The sequence below is a fragment of the Vibrio sp. ArtGut-C1 genome, assembly GCF_002105475.1.
Lineage (GTDB): Bacteria > Pseudomonadota > Gammaproteobacteria > Enterobacterales > Vibrionaceae > Vibrio > Vibrio diabolicus.
In genome coordinates this window covers 31818-51480 of the sequence record NZ_NCTH01000033.1, presented here as the reverse complement: position 1 = coordinate 51480, position 19663 = coordinate 31818, and the positions used below count along the sequence as shown (strand labels likewise).

Below are 19663 nucleotides of genomic sequence, written 5' to 3'. Positions count from 1 at the left end.
AAAGATGTTCGCTTCATCGATGGAGTGAAAGAAATGGAGACTCATCAACAGGCTACTGCATGATCTCCATACACCACATTTGACAATAGCTCCTTTTTGCCTACGCCTAGGTTTTCTTTTTGAGCTAGGGTGATTTTACTAAAGCCTAATTTTCTGAAGTAGTTATCGCGGTAGTTTCGCACCGCTTTAGTGTCAGACACTGCTTCAATTTGTTGCTCCATCTTTAGGAACTCAGTGATATCGATACCTTCTGCTTCTGCAACCGCTTCTTGAATGTTGCGGTGCTGCTGGTATGAGAACGTCAGTTCTTTGTCTTGGTCTTTGTAAGTGTAAAGAATGGTGCGAGCCATAGCTGTCTCTCTGAAAAGGTTTCTGTATTAAACAAAAAGGCCAGACTCGCTGACCTTTGAATTTCTAGTTTGGGCTAGATTCTGCCTTGAAGTGGGATAATTGTCACGCTTTCTCCCGCTTTTACTGTATCAATAGCTGGGGAGATTTCGATTAAACAGTTTGCTTCACTCATTGAGCGCAAAATACCAGAGCCTTGCTTGCCTGTTGTACGAACGGTTAAACGGCCAGTGTCATCCAGTTCATAGATTCCTCGACTAAACTCGGTACGACCTTGTCGAGAGCGAAGATTCTCAGTTGCGATGGCATTCACTTTCAGAGGCTTCCAGCCTTGTTCGCCTTGCATCTTACGCAGTGCAGGCTCAACAAAATTAATGAAAGAGACCATCACGGCAACAGGGTTGCCCGGCAGACCAAAGAACGGCTTGTTGTTGATTTGACCAAACGCGAGTGGACGTCCCGGACGCATGTTGATTCGCCAAAAATCGATTTGACCAAGTTTATCCAAGGCAAGTTTGATGTAATCCGCATCACCAACGGATACGCCACCAGAAGTCATAACCACGTCCGCTTGCGCCGATGCGTTTTCCAACGCTTCAATCATTAACTGTTCGTTGTCTTCCAGAATACCGAAATCCAAGATCTCGCAGCCGAGCTTTTCAAGCATGCCCATGATGGTAAAACGGTTGGAATCGTAGATAGAATTCGCTTTTTGCTCTGTTCCCGGCGCTTGTACTTCGTCACCGGTGGAGAACACGGCAACTTTCAATTTGCGGAACACATTCGCTTCACCAAAACCGAGAGAAGCGATCATGCCCATTTCTGGAGAGGCTAGGCGAGTGCCTGCGGTAAAGACGTCACTGCCGATAACGAGATCTTCACCTGCTTGACGAACGTTTTGGCCTGCTTTGATATTCGCACCGTTAAAGGTGACCTTGTCACCTTCTTGAGAGGCTTGCTCACGCATGACCACTGTGTCGCCGTTAAGTGGTGTCGGTGCGCCGGTCATGATCTTCACCGCTTGACCAACTTCCAGAGGCTGATCGTAAGCATGGCCCGCCATCACTTCAGCAATCACTTGGTAGCTATCGCGGTCAACATCATCACTGCGGATGGCATAACCGTCCATCGCAGAGTTGGTGTACTGCGGCACGTTTACTGGTGAAATGATATGTTCCGCGAGAACGCGGCCATAGGCGTTTTCAATCTTGCATGCTTCTATTTCCGAAACCGTGTTCACCAAAGAAAGGATTTTTTCTTGGCCTTGAACCACAGAAAGGAAAGCAGGAGAAAGTGTGTCGCAACATGCGGCTTCTTTCTCTTTGTTTTTTGGCGCTTTCGCTTCTTGAACATACTGAATAACGAACTGAGCAATCGCTTCAAGATCATTGATGTTCATTTGTGGCAGTTCAGAATCTAACTCAGCACTGTCGGAAGCGATAGCAATGATGTTTTCATCCTGAGGGTAAAGCCAAGGCTTACCCACTTCTTCACGGTGCAATTCAATTTTAGGAAACGCGATGTTTTTACAGCCTTCGACCAAAACTACATCGAGGTTGTCTTCATCAAAACGTGTTAATAGGTATTCAAACTCTGCTTCGGCTTCTGGCGTTTCTGTCATTAACGCAAAACGGTTGCGAGAAGCAATCAGCATTTGAGACGCGCCAGCTTTGCGTAAACGGTAGCTGTCTTTACCCGGCTTATCGACATCGAAGTTGTGATGAGCATGTTTTAGCATGCCAATGCGTAAACCTGCTTCAGTCAGCTTTGGCAATAGCGCTTCAAGTAGCGTGGTTTTGCCTGTGCCTGAATAAGCTGCAAAACCAAGAATAGGAATATTTAGCGTGTGTTTCATGATTCTAATTGTCCAAATTGCGCCAGTTCTTCCGGAGTGTTCAAGTTGACGAAACAGTTTGGTGAGTCGCTAAAGTCAACGTAACTGGTGTTGCACTCTTTGTAGAGCAGAATGATTTTGCGGTCGCCACGTTCTAAAAATGCGGTGAGTTTTGGCAGTACGCGCTTGTGGTAGAGCGTGAAAACAGGTTGCTGATGGTCACCATCATGAGCGACCAAAATATCGCTGTCTTCTTTGGCGGCTTGGCAGAAACGCTCGACAAGGTCGGTGTTAATTTGTGGGCTATCGCAAGGTACAAATCCAACCCAGTCAGTTTCAGCATGCATCAAACCCGCGTGAATACCGCCCATAGGTCCAGGGAAATCTTTGAATTGATCACTAAATACGAAACCAAATTTGCTGTACGCATCTTGGTTTCGGTTGGCATTAATTAAAATGCGTGGTGTTTGTGGAGATAAACGTTCAATAACGTGTTCGATGAGTGGCTTCTGATTTAATTCAATCAGACCTTTATCTTTTCCACCCATACGGCTGGCTTGGCCACCAGCCAAAATGACCCAACTAGTTTGTGTTGGTTGAAGCATATGCATTCTCTTGGGATGTTTCTTTTGGTATGACATACAACAGAGGAGACTCTATCAAAGTCTTGTCTTTAATCCACCACTGTTTTTTACATAAGTCGGTCAGTGCGTTGGTTTGATGGCTTGTCACCACAATACTGGAACCACGATCCAAAAGATCTTTCGCCATCACCACCAATCGTTCAATGGATTCTTGGTCTAAAGACGCACTTGGCTCATCCATCAATAAAATCGACGGTTTTAAGATCCAAGCCCTTGCCATGGCAACGCGCTGTTTTTCACCGCCGGACAACACGGAGATATGTTCGTCCGCTAAGGTTTCCAAACCTACCATGCGTAGTGCGTGAATAACTTGAGCTCGCTTATCTTTTGGTGTGTCTTGTTGATATTTCAATCCATAAACTACGTTCTCATATACAGTGCCGTCAAAAAGGTAAGGAGATTGATGGAGATAAATCACATCGACACGACCATTGCGACGCGTCAGTCTTTTCAGCCACGTATCTTTTGGCGCAACAACATCGCCAGTAGAAGGCTTTAGCAAGCCGGCAAGGATTTTGAGTAGGGTAGTTTTGCCCACACCATTGTCACCCTTGAGATAAATGGCATCATTTGGGCCGATGGCTAACTCAGGGATGTGGAAAAGCACACGCTCTTTAAAGCGCATGGATAACTGCTCGGCGGTGATTTTTATAGTCATAATGCGCCTCGACATGGGGTTAATGGTGAGTCGTTTGTTTGCTTCATGTTCTATGTTCTGAGGTAGCCTTTGCCTCTCATGCTTGATAAGAAGAAGTTTAGTGCCAACGCTAAAGATAGTAATACAATTCCTAATGCAACTCCTTGCGCAAAAGCACCTTTGCTGCTTTCCATTGCGATAGCGGTCGGAATATTGCGCGTTACGCCCATAATGTTTCCGCCTACCATCATTGAGCAGCCCACCTCGGTTACGATACGTGAGAACCCTGCAATGATAGCTGCAAGTAGAGGAAAGCGGGTTTCCCAAATCATCGTAGCGGCCACGCGCGGAATGGAGACGCCTAGGGTGATGGCGGTTTCCACTGCGCGACGGTCGCTAGATTGCAATGCACCATGCATCATCGATACCAAAACAGGGAAGCAGATCACCATTTGGCCGAAGATCATCGCCTTCTGAGTGAACAGCATTTGCCAGTCTCCCCAAGGGCCAGCGCGTGATAGCAACATATACAGTAAAAGGCCAATCACGACGGTAGGAACCGCTTGCAGCGTATTCACGATCGACAGCAAAAACCATTTGCCGCGAAAGTCGGTATAGGCCAGTACAAAGGACATCAAAATAGCTGGCAATACCACTAAGGATATTGCCGTGATAGAAACACTAAAGGAGACCGCAACGATCTCCCATAGGTCTGCATCAAAATTCACCAATAAGCGAAGCGCTTCCAGTGTTGTATCAGCAAGATTCATATTGCGTTATTTGCTCTCAGCATTCGCAACAAACAGTTGTTTACCGTTCAGGCGGAAACCATTGATAAGTTCCTGACCGCGAGGGGTCACCAACCAATCACTGAAAGCTTTCGCGCCTTGGTAGTTGATTGTTGGGTAACGCTCAGGGTTAACAAGAATAACTTGGTACGGGTTAAACAGTTTTTCATCGCCTTGGAACAGAATTTCTAGATCCAATTTGTTTTGATAAGCCAACCATGTGCCGCGGTCTGTCATGGTGTAGCCTTGCATTTCAGACGCCATGTTCAGAGTTGGGCCCATACCTTGACCTACGCTGCGGTAACCGCCAAAGTTTGGTTCGATTTTAGTTTGAGCCCAGAAGCCCATTTCTTTTTTGTGCGTACCAGAATCATCGCCGCGAGAGATGAACGTTGCGTTTTTGTTTGCGATCTCTTTGAATACATCTAACACGCCTTCGTCATTTTTGATTTTTGCTGGGTCAGCTTTCGGGCCAACAATTACAAAGTCGTTATACATCAGTTTACGAGGTAGAACGCCGTAGCCTTTCTCAACGAATGCGCCTTCGGCTTTTGGTGCGTGTGTCATCACCAAATCTACGTCACCGTTTTCGCCCATTTTTAAGGCCTTGCCAGTACCCGCAGCGATAACATCGACTTTGTAGCCCGTGTCTTTCTCAAATTGTGGAAGCAGGTAATCAAGTAACCCTGAATGGTAAGTACTGGTAGTGGTTGCTAGGCGAACGTGCTCGCCATCTTGAGCGGAAAACGCAGAGTAACTTACAAGCGTGATTGACGTCGCAGCCAGAGTTAGCGCAATTTTTTTCATTTTTATGTGTTCCTTTCCAATGATTCTTTGGCTTTTCTCCCGATGCATTGGGAGAGGCCTCTTGGGCGAGAGCGATTAGTTCAAAGTGCAAGTTGTCTTAGGGTGTTGGAATAACAAACACCAACATCCTGAGATCACTTGAATACGCCCTGTAGCCACCTTATAGCAAACAAGGTGCCAACCTTTTACAAGCGAAAAGTGCTCGATTTATGCACTAAATCATGGGGTTATTTGCACAAAAGTTTGCGTTGGTACAAAATGTCGCACTTTTTGTAGGGTATCTCTGTTTAAACTTGGTACACTCTGTCCCATCCGAAGCCATCTGGGGTAAATATGTCTACTCAATCCCATATTAGTACAAACCAACAATATAACGCCTTTTCCGTACTGGTCGTTGATGATGAATTGGGCATGCAAGCCATTTTGAAAAAGGCATTGGGGAAGCTTTTCTCACATGTCGACACTGCTGGCAGCATCGAAGAAGCAGAGCAACTGCGTAATTCTCGACATTATGATCTGATTTTACTGGATATTAATCTGCCGGGGCGCTCTGGGATTGAGTGGGAAGAAGCGTTTGAAGATGACGACAAACGTGCCGATGTGATCTTCATGACGGGCTATGCGGATTTAGAGATTGCTATTCGCGCACTTCAACTTGGTGCTTCTGACTTTATCCTCAAGCCCTTCAACCTAGAACAAATGCTAAAAGCGGTCAGCCGCTGCATGGATCGTCGCTTGAACGAGCGCATGCAGTACGCCATGAAGCGCGATTACCAACGTCACAATACCTCCGAGATCATCGGTGGTTCAGAAAAAACGCGTCAGCTTAAGCAGCTTATTAACCAGTTTGCACCGTCGCGTGCTTCTGTTTTGGTCGAAGGTGAGTCGGGTACGGGTAAAGAGCTGGTTGCGCGAGGTATTCACCAAGCGAGTGGGCGAACGGGCCCATTTGTGCCAATCAACTGTGGAGCAATTGCGCCAGAGCTACTTGAAAGTGAGTTATTTGGTCATACATCGGGGGCGTTTACCGGTGCAAAAAAATCTCGTGAAGGTTTGTTCCGTGTTGCGAACGGTGGCACCTTATTTCTTGACGAAATTGGGGAAATGCCACTTGCAATGCAGGCATCATTATTGCGTGTGTTAGAGCAGCGTACTATCCGTCCTGTTGGTTCAGAAAAAGAAATCAGCATTGATGTCCGTATTGTTGCAGCAACCAACCGAAACCTGCAAGAAGAGGTCAACCAAGGCAACTTCCGCAGTGACCTGTATTACCGTTTGAATGTGCTCAAAATCGAAGTGTGTCCTCTGCGTGAGCGCAAAACCGATTTGTTTGAGTTAGTGCCATTTTTCAGCAATATGTTGACGCGGGAGCTTGGTATGCCTGCGCCCAAATGGGCACATGAAGATATGGAAGCGATGAGCGAATACGATTGGCCAGGCAATATTCGTGAACTGAAAAACTTGATTGAGCGATGCATTTTGCTCGGTAAGCCGCCAGCGCATTATTGGCGGGAGCTGAATGGTGGACACTCATTGCCTAATGTGTCGATTACCGTTTCTCATTCTGCTGAACTACCGACGTTTAAAGAAGGTAGAGAGTTCACAGGTGAGGGGTACCCGAACAACTGGACACTGAAAGAAGTCGAAAAAGCCCATATAAAACAGGTCGTTAATTTGCACGAAGGCAACAAATCAGCCGCTGCTCGTGACTTAGGCGTTGCGCGTAAGACCTTAGAACGTAAGTATAAAGAATGGGATTCTGAGGATGAGGAATATGCCGACTAACGGCCCACAGCACAAAGGATTGTCGAAATGGACGCACCGTTTTAAAACCATGGTGCGTTATCGCTTATTATTTTTAACCTCCGCACCTATCTTCCTCACTTTGATAGCCCTGATCGGGATTACCATTTATTGGTCCATCCATTATACGTGGCAGAATGCACTGCTGGATGTCTCTGAACGTCTTGGTGTTGCGAATAACAGCGTAACGTTGTTACAGCAAAAGCAATCGAATTACGTACGTGCGTTTGCTGACTCATACGATTTTCGTATTCGCATCAATCAAGGGATACCGCAAGATGAGCTGCAAAAGTGGGTCACTGAGCAGAAGAAAAGATATGCTTTAGATTTTCTCTCTTTCCAACGCGTCAACTCGATGGAAAACAAATTCCGCTTTATGGATCTCACTAAGCGAGAATCGTTTTTTGATGTACTCAATAAAGATGAACTCGAACGCCTCGATCCTGAACTCGCTAAACGAGCGGAAGTGCCTATTCTTGCTGATGGTGGCATGGAAGCGCGTGGGTTAGTCAGTCGAACCGTGATTCCTGTACATAGCCAAACGAATGATTTGATCGGCTTTCTTGATGGTGGTTTGCTTCTCAATAACAGCACTGTATTGGTAGATCAAATTCGCGACTTAATCTATCTCAGCGATAATGATCGCCTTCGTCCGGTTGGCACATTGACCGTATTTCTTGATGATTTGCGTGTAAGCACCAACGTCCCTCTAGACAGCGAGCATAGGTTAGGGCGCGCCATAGGCACTCGCGTGAGCGCAGAAGTTTATAACCAAGTACTTTCAAAAGGTGAGCAGTGGGTTGACCGAGCCTATGTGTATGACGCTTGGTATATTACGGCGTATCAACCGATCAAAGACCAATACGACAATGTTATTGGTATGCTTTATACGGGTTACCTAATGTGGCCATTCGTTAAAGCCTACATGACCAACATTGCCGAAATTAGCTTGATTACGGTTATGTTATTGCTGGTTTCCGGCGTGATGGTATATCGCGGTTCTTATGATCTGTTTCGACCGATCGAACGCATCCATAAAGTGGTGAAGCAGGTCCAACAAGGAAAAGAAAAACGGATTGGTCCGTTGGGATTGGATGCCGATCATGAACTCGCACAATTAGCCAGACAGTTTGATGATATGTTAGACGCGCTAGAAGAGCGCAAAATTGAACTGAAGAACTCCGCAGCGCAACTTGAATGCAAAGTTCAAGAGCGTACGGCAAGCCTTAGAGAAAAAACCCAAGATCTAGAGCTGCATATTCAATTGCTCAACCAAACTCGCGACAAACTCGTTGTTCATGAAAAACTGGCAGCACTGGGAGAACTCACCGCGGGGATTGCTCACGAAATCAATAACCCAACCGCCGTGATCCTTGGCAACGTGGAGTTGATCCATTTTGAATTGGGTGACGATGCAAGTCGAGTACAAGAGGAGATTGATGCGATTCACGCGCAAATTGATCGTATCCGCAATATCACGCGCAGTTTATTGCAATACAGTCGCCAGGGCGGTGTTCAAGATGAAATCACTTGGCAACATGTCAATCCTATCATTGATGAAAGCATCACCTTGGTTAAAACGGGCACCAAGAAACGCGACGTCGAGTTTGTGACTGATCTACAAGCACATACGTCAGTTGAGATAAACCGCCATCATTTGCTACAAATCTTAGTTAACCTGCAAATGAACGCCATTCACGCAATGAACGGCAAAGGCACTTTAACAGTAGTCAGTGAAGACTGGATTGAAGAGGGAGAAGTGAAAGGAGCCGCGATTCATGTTATTGACGAGGGTTGCGGTATTAAGCCAGAAAACTTGAATCGAATCTTCTCACCATTTTACACGACGAAGCGAGAAGGCACAGGGTTAGGGCTGTCGGTCTCCCAAAGTATTCTTAGCCAAACGGGTGGTGAGCTAAAAGCCGAGTCGGAATGGGGAAAGGGCAGTAAATTCAGTATTTATCTACCTAAAAAAGCTGAACTGATCCTAGAGGTGACGAATATCGCTTAGTCACTTGTTGTAAGCATTACGGAAGAAAGAGCCAGTTATAATACTGGCTCTTTTTTGTATTCAATGACGCATTTGTGCTTGAGCTTTTTGCTTTGAAGAAGCACTGCGATGGTTTCGCTAGCGATGAATTAATAAAAACAACACTTGCAGTATGTAGCATGAACAAGTACCGTTGCCCGGTTTTTCTAAATACACCCCAATTGCTAAGGTAAAGGTTTTGATCTCCACAGCGAATATTACTCAACAATTCGGCGCTAAGCCGCTATTCGAAAACATTTCAGTTAAGTTCGGCGAAGGTAACCGCTACGGCTTAATTGGAGCTAACGGTTGTGGTAAATCAACCTTTATGAAGATCCTCAGCGGCGAGCTTGAGCAAACCAGTGGTAACGTAAGCTACGATCCAAACGAGCGCGTTGCAAAACTGAACCAGGACCAGTTCGCTTACGAAGAATTTACGGTAATCGATACCGTCATCATGGGCCATAAAGAACTATGGGAAGTGAAGAAAGAGCGTGACCGTATCTACTCACTTGCTGAAATGAGTGAAGAAGACGGCATGAAAGTGGCTGACCTAGAAGTTCAGTTTGCGGAAATGGACGGCTACATGGCAGAAGCAAAAGCGGGCGAGCTTCTTCTTGCGGTGGGTATTCCAATGGAGCAGCACTTCGGCCTAATGAGTGAAGTGGCGCCGGGCTGGAAACTTCGTGTGCTTCTAGCGCAAGTTCTATTCGCAGACCCAGACGTTATGTTGCTTGACGAACCTACCAACAACTTGGACATGGATACGATCCGTTGGTTGGAAGACACGCTAAACGCGCGTAACTGCACCATGATCATCATCTCGCACGACCGCCACTTCCTAAACTCAGTATGTACGCACATGGCTGACTTGGATTACGGTGAACTGCGCATTTACCCAGGTAACTACGATGAGTACATGACAGCAGCTTCTCAAGCTCGTGAACGTCTATTAAACGACAATGCGAAGAAGAAAGCACAAATTGCAGAGCTACAAACGTTCGTTGCACGTTTCTCAGCAAACGCATCGAAAGCAAAACAAGCGACATCTCGTGCGAAGCAAATCGACAAGATCAAACTGGATGAAGTTAAAGCGTCTAGCCGTCAAAACCCATTCATTCGTTTCGAACAGTCGAAAGAGCTGTTCCGTAACGCCCTGATTGTTGAAAACCTAAGCCAAGGTTTCGAAGAGGACTTGTTCTCAGACTTCAATGCAATTTTTGAAGTGGGTGAGCGCGTTGCGATCATCGGTGAGAACGGTGTGGGTAAAACAACACTTCTAAACACGCTTGCTGGTGTGCTTGAACCGCGCGCGGGTGAGTACAAATGGTCTGAAAACTCAAATATCGGTTACTACGCGCAAGACCACGCGCATGACTTTGCAGAAGACATGAACCTAACGGATTGGATGGGTCAATGGCGTCAAGAAGGTGATGACGAGCAAGTCGTTCGTGGTTTCCTTGGTCGTATGCTGTTTGGTCAAGACGACATTAAGAAGTCAGTAAAAGTACTGTCTGGTGGTGAGCAAGGTCGTATGTTGCTTGGTAAGCTGATGATGCACAAGCCAAACATGCTGCTAATGGACGAACCTACCAACCACATGGATATGGAATCGATTGAATCTTTGAACACCGCGCTTGAGCAATACAAAGGCACGTTGTTCTTCGTATCTCACGACCGTGTATTCGTAGACTCGCTAGCAACGCGTATTATCGAAATCCGCGATGGCAAGATCACGGACTTCAAAGGCACGTACTCTGAGTTCCTAAAATCTCGTGGCGTTGACGCGTAATTACTCGCAAAGCGTTTAAAAAGCAAAAGCCTCGCTATTTAGCGAGGCTTTTTTAATTGGTCTTAATCCTTAAACTGACCGGTTATATACGCATATATGCCGACGACACCAAATGTAATGATCATTGAGAGCATGATGCCACTGGGCGTGAGCAAAAAATTCCACAGTTGGTCATTGTTCATAGTTCACATCCTTTGTGAATGAGCTGTAGTTATCATCAATTAAAGCAAGCGTTGTTATTGCTACAACACATGTTGCTATTTCTGACTTATATCGTTTAATTAAGCCTTCATAACGTGATGATTTACTTATCCCAATTGTTATAAGTTTACACGAATCGACGGTTTTGTATTATTTTCTCGTTAACGAGATGCACTTTCGCCTTTCACATCAAACTCAATCTTGTCGGCTCCGGTAAATACTTGGAAGCGTAAACCTTTTGCTCGCGCAATCGTCGTAATGCCAAATTGTTTCGCAAGATCTAACCCCATTTGAGTAACGCCAGAGCGAGAAAGCAGAACAGGAATGCCCATTTGAGCCACTTTAATCACCATCTCTGAAGTAAGGCGACCAGTTGTGTAGAAAATTTTATCTTCACCTGTTTCTTCTTTGAGCCACATCTCACCTGCAAGCGTATCCACTGCATTGTGGCGGCCGACATCTTCCACAAATGATAATACCTCATTGCCTTTGCAAACCGCACAGCCATGCACCGCACCTGCTTTTTTGTAGGTGTCGTTGTAATGAGTCAACGCTTCCAATGCGGAATAGATTTCTGATTGTTTAAGCGGAACTTGAGGCACTTGGTAGCTTTCAAGCTGTTTCATCACGTTGCCATACATGGTGCCTTGACCACAGCCAGATGTGACGGTTTTCTTTTTCAGAGCGCCTTCTAAATGTTCGGTATTTTCTTTAGTAATCACTGCTGCGGAATGCGTTTCCCAGTCAATAATGACGGATTCAATCGCTGCTGGATCAGACAGGAAGCTTTGGTTTTTCAAATAACCTAGTACTAACGCTTCTGGACGCGAACCTAGCGTCATGAGCGTGACCACTTCTTTCCAGTTCAGCATGACCGTAAGAGGGCGCTCGCATGCGATTTGCTTTGTCAGTTTTTCGCCGTACTCGTCGTACACGTCGACTTCAATGGTTTGCAGGGGATTTTCACTGGTTTTAATAATATTTGGTTTCAGCACAGTCGTGTCCTAGTGATTAAGAGCGTTAGGTTGCTACGCATTTAGCTTGCTAAGTGGTTAGCAAAGCAAATCTCGTTCCAAAATAGCGGTTCCCACAAAAATTGCGAGGCTTTATGTCAACAATGCATTAAAACTGCGAGTTCGCAGTAATGACACATCAGTACATTTGAGTTTCGGCTAGTTTGGTACTTATAGCCAGAGGACATGAATAGGCTAAGCTTTATCAGTGTGGCTCGTTTATTGCTTATAAGTCAATAAAATGGTCGAAAGTAAGGTCAAAGTGTCCTGATTGCTTTCAGACCAAAATAGAAAAACTGGGTGAGTTATGTCGGATAAGAAAGATTTCGAGAACAATTACGAGAAGACCGAAGACGCATGGCCAATTGGCGTAGAGCTTGTTGAGCATGAGATCAGTACAGGGATTTGGGTAACAACCCAATGGCAGTTGACGGGATTTGCGCTAAATCCGACGGAAGAGACTCCCGATGTTTGTCTGTTGCAATTACACAAAGACGAGCGTACAGACTACCGCTTTAACTTAAGCTCTCAGCAACCTAAACTTTTTTTAGTGATGGATAACGTCGAGTCTGGTGAAAAACCAGCGATACAGCTACTAACGGCTTCACAATCTGTCGCGGCGCAATATATGGATGGCGACAACCTTGTACTATCCAACGATATGCCGTTAGCCGTTCAGGCTTGGATGGAAGCCTTTATCGGTCGCCACGGTGAGCTGTTAGAAGTAAGACGTAAGAAACGCAAAGGAGCGGGCAGAGCAAATGGCAACTAGTTTTTTAAGCCGTTGGTCGAAACGTAAATTAGAAGAATCTTCCCAATATGATGAAGAGATCACGCCGATAGCAGAGACGGAGCAATCCGAAGATTGTGTCACAGCGCTTTCAAACGCTGACGAAAGCTCAGACGCTTTGAACGTCAACGAGGTTAGTCAGTCACCAGACATTACCGCGAGTGTAGAGACTGAAAAGCCCGAAGAAATGTCTGTGGCGCAACTGCTGGTTTCCGAAGCTTCAGAAAGTGTTAAGAAAGCCGCGCTGCGCAAAATGTTCTTGTCCGAAGAATTTAACGTGCGTGATGGCCTAGACGATTACGATGATGATTACAGTAACTTAAAGTCACTTTCTAAAGACGTCGCAGAGACGCTGCGTGATTGGGTTAAAGAAAAAGTGGAAGAAGAACCAGACGCTGAAACGGCGCAAGGATCTGAACTTAACGCTGACGATATCGCATCTGAGGTGGTTGAAGACTCAGAACTAAACGCCGAAAAAAGTGCCGGAATTACCCAAGATGAAAATGAACTGTATATAAATACAGTATCCGGTGGAAGTGATACTTTTGCTGAGGAATCACCGCCTAACGAGGTGAGACAAAATATACCACACAAAGAATAGGTACATTTTGACTAAACACTCAATGAACCGGCTGGGACAAAATGTCTCAACCGGTTTTTTTATCCCTACTATTTGTCGGTAAAATATCTAAGTGATTGAATTTTAATTTATATTTTATTGGCATGATATTTGCTTTTTGCTCAATACCAATCTGGTTGAAGTTAGTACGGACCCACTGCGTAGTATTCATCGCCTATAAATGGCGGAATAAGAATACTCATTGATAAGTTAATCAGCAGAATCTCCGGCGCTAACTACACTAAGAGATGGAAAAGACTATCCATGTTCATAAATGGAATTGAGCAATGCTGAAACAATTATTAGAACAAGCAACTTCCAATAACGGTAAAGCGAGGCTGTACGCTTTCGAAAATACCGTAGAGTTGACCAATCTTATTCCACCAACCGTAAGCTATGAAAGCGGCGGTAATACTTTGATTGTGGGTCCAACGGCAATCATCGAAAGTGCGGCAGCGCAATTGTCGCAAATGAACAGCCTAACGCTGCTTTCTACCGACGGCGAAAAGGGCACAAATCCCGAGCTTTACTACGCCAATTCGGTTCAGGTTTCAGGGTTCTTAGGTACGTTTGAAGTTCTCATTGAAAATCATGGTTCGACCAACAACCTTGCCAAGGTCGCGATCAATAGCGATTGTTTCGATATCGTACTCGATCTTTGCCTAAACAGCTGCATGTCGGAAGAAGTACCAGTACCAGGCTACTACCCAGTCGGTCGTGGCTATCCGAAACTGGCTGAGGCGTTGGAAGAAATTCCAACCTTGATGGGGACGTTCGATAAACCGAAATTCTTCCGTTTAGATACCGATCTATGTGCACACAGCTCTCGTGGCGTAAAAGGTTGCGAACGTTGTGTGGATGCTTGCCCGGCAGGTGCACTATCGAGTGAAGGCAGCGACAAAACGGGCCATCGCATCGAGATCAACCCATACCTATGTCAAGGCGTAGGTACTTGTGCTACAGCGTGTCCGACGGAAGCGATTCATTACGCATTGCCAAACCCCGAAGATACGCAAAAGTTTATTGAACGTACGCTAGCTAACTATGAGCAAGCGGGGGGTTTAGATCCTATCGTATTGATTTGTAGTTCTCGCCACGAGAGCTACAACGTGATGGCACTAAAAGCATTGCCAGATAATGTGATTCCAATTGTGGTGGAAGAACTGCCTTCGGTTGGTATTGATACTTGGTTCGCCGCGCTTGTGAACGGTGCCACTCAGGTGCTGTTTGCGGCTTCGCGTTTTATGCCTCAAACCATTATTCGTGTGCTTAATAGCGAAGTAGGTATTGCTCAAGAGCTGCTCGACCAGCTTGGTATCGCCAAAGAAACCATCGACATTTTGTATCTAGAGTCACTACGTGAAGGTGCTCCGACACTTTGTACCGAGTCTTTTGATTTGGCATTAGGTGATTTGCAAGGTAACAAACGTCAGCGTCTATTTACGGCGTTGGATGCGTTGTCCGCATCACGTATTCCAGTTGAGAACATTGTTGAACTGCCAGCAAACGCACCTTACGGCACGGTCTCTTGTGAAAGCAAAGATTGTACGTTGTGCATGAGCTGTGTAGCGGTGTGTCCAACACGTGCATTGCATACGGACGGTCAATCTCCGTCGCTTAAATTCGTCGAGCAAGACTGCATTCAATGTGGGCTGTGCGAGAAAGCGTGTCCAGAGAAAGTGCTGACGCTTACTCCTCGTATGAACTGGGTGAAAGAAGAACGTCAGAAAGCGGTTGTGATTCATGAAGAAAAGGCAGCCGAGTGCATTCGCTGTCACAAGCCTTTTGCTCCGCAATCGATGATCGACATGTTGCAAAACAAACTTCGTGGTCATTCTCATTTCTCTGATGAAGCCGCCATTAATCGCATCGCCATGTGTGAGGACTGTCGTGTGATCGACATGTTTGAATCGATGGCTGCTGATCCAATGAATCAATTGAAATACTAGGAGCTCGCAGTGGATACACAACAAGAACAAACACTGAGAACAGACATTTATCTCGTTCTATCCGCACTTTTTCGTAGTGCGCCAAGTGATGAAATGCTGGCGTTCTTGAAATCGCTAGAAATTGAACCGTCTGAGAGCGCGATGCAAAAAGCTTGGCTCGCACTGCAACAAGCCGCGAACGAAGCGCAGCGAGAAGCGTTAGAAGAAGAATATCAAGATCTGTTTATTGGCATTGGACGTGGTGAAGTCGTGCCATTCGGATCTTGGCATCGCACTGGCTCGATGATGGAAAAACCGTTAGCGGAAATTCGTCGCGATTTGGAACTTTTAGGCATCGAGCGAGAAGAGAACGTGAAAGAGCCTGAAGACCATATTTCTGCACTGTGCGAAGTGATGGCAATGCTGACGGGTGAAGAGGAAGAACTTCAACAAGCGGTGTTTAACAACCACATCGCCCCTTGGTTCCAATCTTTTACGCGCCAACTAGAGAACGCAGAAAGCGTGAACTTCTACAAGCCAGCTGCACAGCTTTGCGATGCGTTTTTAACGTTAGAGCAAGTGCGCTTTAGCGTGAACACCAAAAGCAGTAAGAGCAAATTAAAAATTGATGTGAAAAACGTCACTGATTACGAGTAATCGAGCAGTACTTGGTCATATCGATAGAGAGGCATGAGTCTCCAAAGATCTACCGTAAGGTAAGGAAGCAATGATGAAAGATAATAAAGAAATAAACACAAGCCGTAGGGATCTCCTAAAAGGCTTCACAACCGCTGCCGTTGCTGGTGCTGTTGTTGCGGGAACCACGAAAGTGGCCGTTGCTTCAGAAACGGTTGAGCCTTCTGAAAAAGACGTGAAGAAAAAAGGGTATCGTGAAACTCAACACATTCGCGATTACTACGACACACTTTAGGAGATAACGGATGAAACTTGTCAAACGCTCCGACAGTGTTAGCAAAGAAACGAACCAGCTTGGCGTATCTCGTCGTGCATTCATGAAAAACACTTCGCTTGCCGCTGGTGGCGCAGTGGTTGGTGCTAGTCTATTCGCACCGGGAATGATGAAAAAGGCGCAAGCAAAATCAGTCGATCCAGAAGCGAAAACAGAAGTAAAACGTACTATCTGTTCTCACTGTTCAGTGGGTTGTGGTATTTACGCAGAAGTTCAAAATGGTGTTTGGACGGGTCAAGAGCCTGCATTCGACCACCCATTTAACGCCGGTGGTCACTGTGCAAAAGGCGCCGCACTGCGTGAACATGGTCACGGTGAGCGCCGCCTTAAATACCCAATGAAGCTTGAAAACGGTAAGTGGAAAAAGCTTTCTTGGGATCAAGCGATCGAAGAAATCGGTAACAAGGTGATGGACATCCGCAAAGAGTCTGGCCCTGATTCGGTTTACTTCTTGGGAAGCGCAAAGCACAGCAACGAACAAGCGTACTTGTTCCGAAAAATGGCATCACTTTGGGGCACTAACAACGTTGACCACCAAGCGCGTATTTGTCACTCAACAACCGTGGCGGGTGTAGCGAACACTTGGGGTTACGGTGCGATGACCAACTCTTTCAATGACATGCACAACTGTAAGTCGATGCTGTTCATTGGTTCAAACCCAGCTGAAGCACACCCAGTAGCGATGCAGCACATTCTGATCGCGAAAGAGAAGAACAACTGTAAGATCGTCGTAGCGGATCCTCGTCGTACACGTACGGCAGCAAAATCGGATCACTATGTCTCACTTCGTCCTGGTTCTGACGTAGCATTCATTTGGGGTGTGTTGTGGCACATCTTCGAAAACCAATGGGAAGATAAAGAGTTCATCCGTCAACGTGTATTCGGTATGGATGAGATCCGTGCTGAAGTAGCGAAGTGGACGCCAGCAGAAGTTGAGCGTGTAACAGGCGTAAGCGAAGAAGACGTTTACCAAACAGCAAAACTGCTTTCTGAAAATCGCCCGGGCTGTATTGTTTGGTGTATGGGTGGTACTCAGCATACTACTGGTAACAACAACACACGTGCTTACTGTGTGCTTGAGCTAGCGCTTGGTAACATTGGTAAATCAGGCGGCGGCGCAAACATCTTCCGTGGTCACGATAACGTACAAGGCGCAACCGACCTTGGCGTACTTTCTGACACGCTACCGGGCTACTACGGCCTTTCTGAAGGTGCTTGGCGTCACTGGTCAAAAGTGTGGGAAATCGATTACGAATGGATTAAAGGTCGTTTCGATGACAACGCTTATAGCGGTCAGAAGCCAATGCACAGTGCAGGTATTCCTGTATCTCGTTGGGTGGATGGCGTACTGGAAAACAAAGACAACATTCGTCAACGCGAAAACATCCGTGCAATGTTCTACTGGGGTCACGCAGTGAACTCTCAAACACGTGGTGTTGAGATGAAAAAAGCGATGCAGAAGTTGGACATGATGGTGATTGTGGACCCATACCCAACTGTTGCTGCGGTAATGAACGACCGTACCGACGGCGTTTACTTGCTTCCTGCAACAACACAGTTTGAAACATACGGCAGTGTTACCGCTTCTAACCGCTCTCTACAATGGCGTGATCAGGTGATTGAACCTTTGTTCGAATCAAAACCTGACCATGAAATCATGTACCTGCTTTCGAAGAAACTGGGCTATTCCGATCTTCTGTTCAAAAACATCCGTGTTGAAAACAACCAACCGGTGATTGAAGACCTAACGCGTGAATTCAACAAAGGCATGTGGACGATTGGTTACACAGGCCAAAGCCCAGAGCGTTTGAAAGCGCACCAACAAAACTGGCATACGTTCCACAAAACCACATTGGAAGCGGAAGGTGGCCCTGTCAACGGTGAAACCTACGGTCTACCTTGGCCATGTTGGGGTACACCGGAAATGAAACACCCAGGTACACACATTCTGTACGATACGTCTAAGACGGTTGCAGAAGGTGGCGGTAACTTCCGTACGCGCTTTGGTGTGGAATTCGAAGGCAAGAGCCTTCTTGCAGAAGACAGCTACTCGAAAGGCTGTGAAATCAAAGATGGTTACCCAGAGTTCACTGACAAGTTGTTGAAACAACTTGGTTGGTGGGACGATCTAACCGCTGAAGAGAAAGCGGCAGCAGAGGGTAAAAACTGGAAGACAGACCTTTCTGGTGGTATTCAGCGTGTCGCGATCAAGCACGGTTGTATTCCATTTGGTAACGCGAAGGCGCGTGCGATTGTTTGGACGTTCCCAGACCGCGTACCACTGCATCGTGAACCACTGTACACACCACGTCGTGACCTTGTAACGGACTACCCAACTTGGGACGACAAAGATGCGATCTTCCGTGTTCCTACGTTGTATAAATCCATTCAAGAGCAAGACAAATCTGGCGAGTACCCAATCGTTCTGACTTCTGGTCGTCTGGTTGAATACGAAGGTGGCGGTGAAGAGACGCGTTCAAACCCTTGGCTTGCCGAGCTTCAACAAGAAATGTTTGTTGAAGTGAACCCGAAAGACGCGAACGATCTTGGCTTTAGAGATGGTGATGATGTTTGGGTTGAAGGTGCAGAGAAGGGAAGAATCAAGGTGAAAGCGATGGTAACACGCCGTGTGAAACCTGGCTTGGCGTTCATTCCGTTCCACTTTGGCGGTAAGTTCGAAGGTGAAGACCTACGTCCTAAATACCCAGAAGGTACACAGCCTTACGTTGTTGGCGAATCGGCCAACACGGCAACCACTTACGGTTACGACCCGGTTACCTTGATGCAGGAAACCAAAGTAACCCTATGTAACATTCGTAAAGCGTAAGGAGTCTGACAATGGCACGAATGAAATTTCTATGTGACACCAAGCGCTGTATCGAGTGTAACGGCTGTGTTACTGCATGTAAGAACGAAAACGACGATGCGCTTGAATGGGGCATTCAACGTCGCCGCGTGGTAACACTAAACGATGGTGAAGCCGGTGAAAACTCCATCTCTGTTGCTTGTATGCACTGTACCGATGCGCCTTGTATGGCAGTTTGTCCAGCAGACTGTTTCGAACATACCGAAGACGGCATCGTTCTTCACAATAAAGATCTGTGTATCGGTTGTGGTTACTGTTTGTTTGCTTGTCCGTTTGGCGCACCTCAGTTCCCTAAACAAGAAGCGTTTGGCGAACGTGGCAAAATGGATAAATGTACTTTCTGCGCGGGCGGCCCAGAAACAGAGCCAGGCTCTGAGGAAGAACGTCAAAAATACGGTGCGAACCGTATCGCAGAAGGCAAGTTACCGATGTGTGCATCGCTTTGTTCAACCAAAGCGCTGCTGGCGGGTGACGCAGAGAAAGTCTCTGACATTTTCCGTCAACGTGTGGTAGAACGCGGCGCGAAAAACGCAGGTTGGACAGACGGAAACGATCTTTCTTACGATGCGACGAAAAGCTAAGTAAGGAGAGGCA

General features: G+C 46.3%; 17 protein-coding genes. 10 read left to right on the top strand and 7 right to left on the bottom strand.

Features of this window, described 5'->3' with window-relative positions; translation table 11 throughout:
* Positions 1-44 precede the first annotated feature (44 nt).
* The 6 genes from B7360_RS20985 to B7360_RS20960 all read right to left on the bottom strand — a co-directional run bounded on the left by B7360_RS20985 (position 45) and on the right by B7360_RS20960 (position 5058).
* Complete coding sequence (locus B7360_RS20985; protein WP_085344534.1) at positions 45-350, bottom strand: DUF2960 domain-containing protein; 306 nt, start codon at positions 348-350, stop codon at positions 45-47.
* Between the two features lie 74 nt (positions 351-424).
* Positions 425-2203: a bifunctional molybdopterin-guanine dinucleotide biosynthesis adaptor protein MobB/molybdopterin molybdotransferase MoeA gene (locus B7360_RS20980; RefSeq protein ID WP_085344533.1), complete on the bottom strand. Its 1779-nt coding sequence runs from the start codon at positions 2201-2203 to the stop codon at positions 425-427.
* Positions 2200-2787 carry a molybdenum cofactor guanylyltransferase MobA gene (gene mobA, locus B7360_RS20975; protein WP_025534433.1) on the bottom strand — a complete coding sequence of 196 codons (588 nt, stop codon included), beginning with the start codon at positions 2785-2787 and terminating at the stop codon, positions 2200-2202. The genes B7360_RS20980 and mobA overlap by 4 nt, the downstream gene beginning before the upstream one ends.
* Positions 2765-3484: an energy-coupling factor ABC transporter ATP-binding protein gene (locus B7360_RS20970; protein WP_025796368.1), complete on the bottom strand. Its 720-nt coding sequence runs from the start codon at positions 3482-3484 to the stop codon at positions 2765-2767. The genes mobA and B7360_RS20970 overlap by 23 nt, the downstream gene beginning before the upstream one ends.
* 50 nt (positions 3485-3534) lie before the next feature.
* On the bottom strand, positions 3535-4233 hold the full coding sequence (locus B7360_RS20965) for an ABC transporter permease (protein WP_005396188.1): 699 nt from the start codon (positions 4231-4233) through the stop codon (positions 3535-3537).
* Positions 4234-4239: 6 nt separating this feature from the next.
* The gene (locus tag B7360_RS20960) at positions 4240-5058 is read right to left on the bottom strand and encodes a substrate-binding domain-containing protein (RefSeq protein ID WP_085344532.1); all 819 of its coding nucleotides are present in this window, start codon (positions 5056-5058) and stop codon (positions 4240-4242) included.
* A gap of 333 nt (positions 5059-5391) precedes the next feature.
* Here B7360_RS20960 and B7360_RS20955 point away from each other — a divergent pair, with 333 nt between their 5' ends.
* From B7360_RS20955 to B7360_RS20945, 3 genes are all read left to right on the top strand, one after another.
* The gene (locus tag B7360_RS20955; RefSeq protein ID WP_005396186.1) at positions 5392-6843 is read left to right on the top strand and encodes a sigma-54 dependent transcriptional regulator; all 1452 of its coding nucleotides are present in this window, start codon (positions 5392-5394) and stop codon (positions 6841-6843) included.
* Complete coding sequence (locus B7360_RS20950; protein ID WP_085344531.1) at positions 6833-8872, top strand: cache domain-containing protein; 2040 nt, start codon at positions 6833-6835, stop codon at positions 8870-8872. Before B7360_RS20955 ends, B7360_RS20950 begins: the two co-directional genes overlap by 11 nt.
* A gap of 217 nt (positions 8873-9089) precedes the next feature.
* Positions 9090-10682, top strand: coding sequence for an ABC-F family ATPase (locus tag B7360_RS20945; protein ID WP_012841837.1), 1593 nt, complete (start codon positions 9090-9092; stop codon positions 10680-10682).
* A gap of 362 nt (positions 10683-11044) precedes the next feature.
* Here the strand turns inward: B7360_RS20945 and B7360_RS20940 are convergent, their stop codons facing one another.
* A complete protein-coding gene (locus B7360_RS20940) occupies positions 11045-11878 on the bottom strand; it encodes a formate dehydrogenase accessory sulfurtransferase FdhD (protein WP_085344530.1) in 834 nt (277 codons plus the stop codon).
* 325 nt (positions 11879-12203) lie between these two features.
* On the opposite strand from B7360_RS20940, the gene B7360_RS20935 reads away from it, so the two are divergent.
* From B7360_RS20935 to fdh3B, 7 genes are all read left to right on the top strand, one after another.
* The gene (locus B7360_RS20935) at positions 12204-12668 is read left to right on the top strand and encodes a DUF3305 domain-containing protein (protein ID WP_005396177.1); all 465 of its coding nucleotides are present in this window, start codon (positions 12204-12206) and stop codon (positions 12666-12668) included.
* Entirely contained in the window at positions 12658-13287 is a 630-nt protein-coding gene (locus tag B7360_RS20930) for a DUF3306 domain-containing protein (protein ID WP_085344529.1), read from the top strand. Before B7360_RS20935 ends, B7360_RS20930 begins: the two co-directional genes overlap by 11 nt.
* Before the next feature lie 305 nt (positions 13288-13592).
* Entirely contained in the window at positions 13593-15254 is a 1662-nt protein-coding gene (locus B7360_RS20925) for a 4Fe-4S dicluster domain-containing protein (protein ID WP_005396174.1), read from the top strand.
* A 9-nt stretch (positions 15255-15263) separates the two neighbouring features.
* A complete protein-coding gene (locus tag B7360_RS20920; RefSeq protein ID WP_085344528.1) occupies positions 15264-15890 on the top strand; it encodes a molecular chaperone in 627 nt (208 codons plus the stop codon).
* A gap of 73 nt (positions 15891-15963) precedes the next feature.
* Entirely contained in the window at positions 15964-16164 is a 201-nt protein-coding gene (locus tag B7360_RS20915) for a twin-arginine translocation signal domain-containing protein (protein ID WP_005396171.1), read from the top strand.
* Between the two features lie 10 nt (positions 16165-16174).
* A complete protein-coding gene (locus tag B7360_RS20910; RefSeq protein ID WP_005396169.1) occupies positions 16175-19030 on the top strand; it encodes a formate dehydrogenase subunit alpha in 2856 nt (951 codons plus the stop codon).
* 11 nt (positions 19031-19041) lie between these two features.
* Entirely contained in the window at positions 19042-19650 is a 609-nt protein-coding gene (gene fdh3B / locus B7360_RS20905; protein WP_005377536.1) for a formate dehydrogenase FDH3 subunit beta, read from the top strand.
* Positions 19651-19663 lie beyond the last annotated feature (13 nt).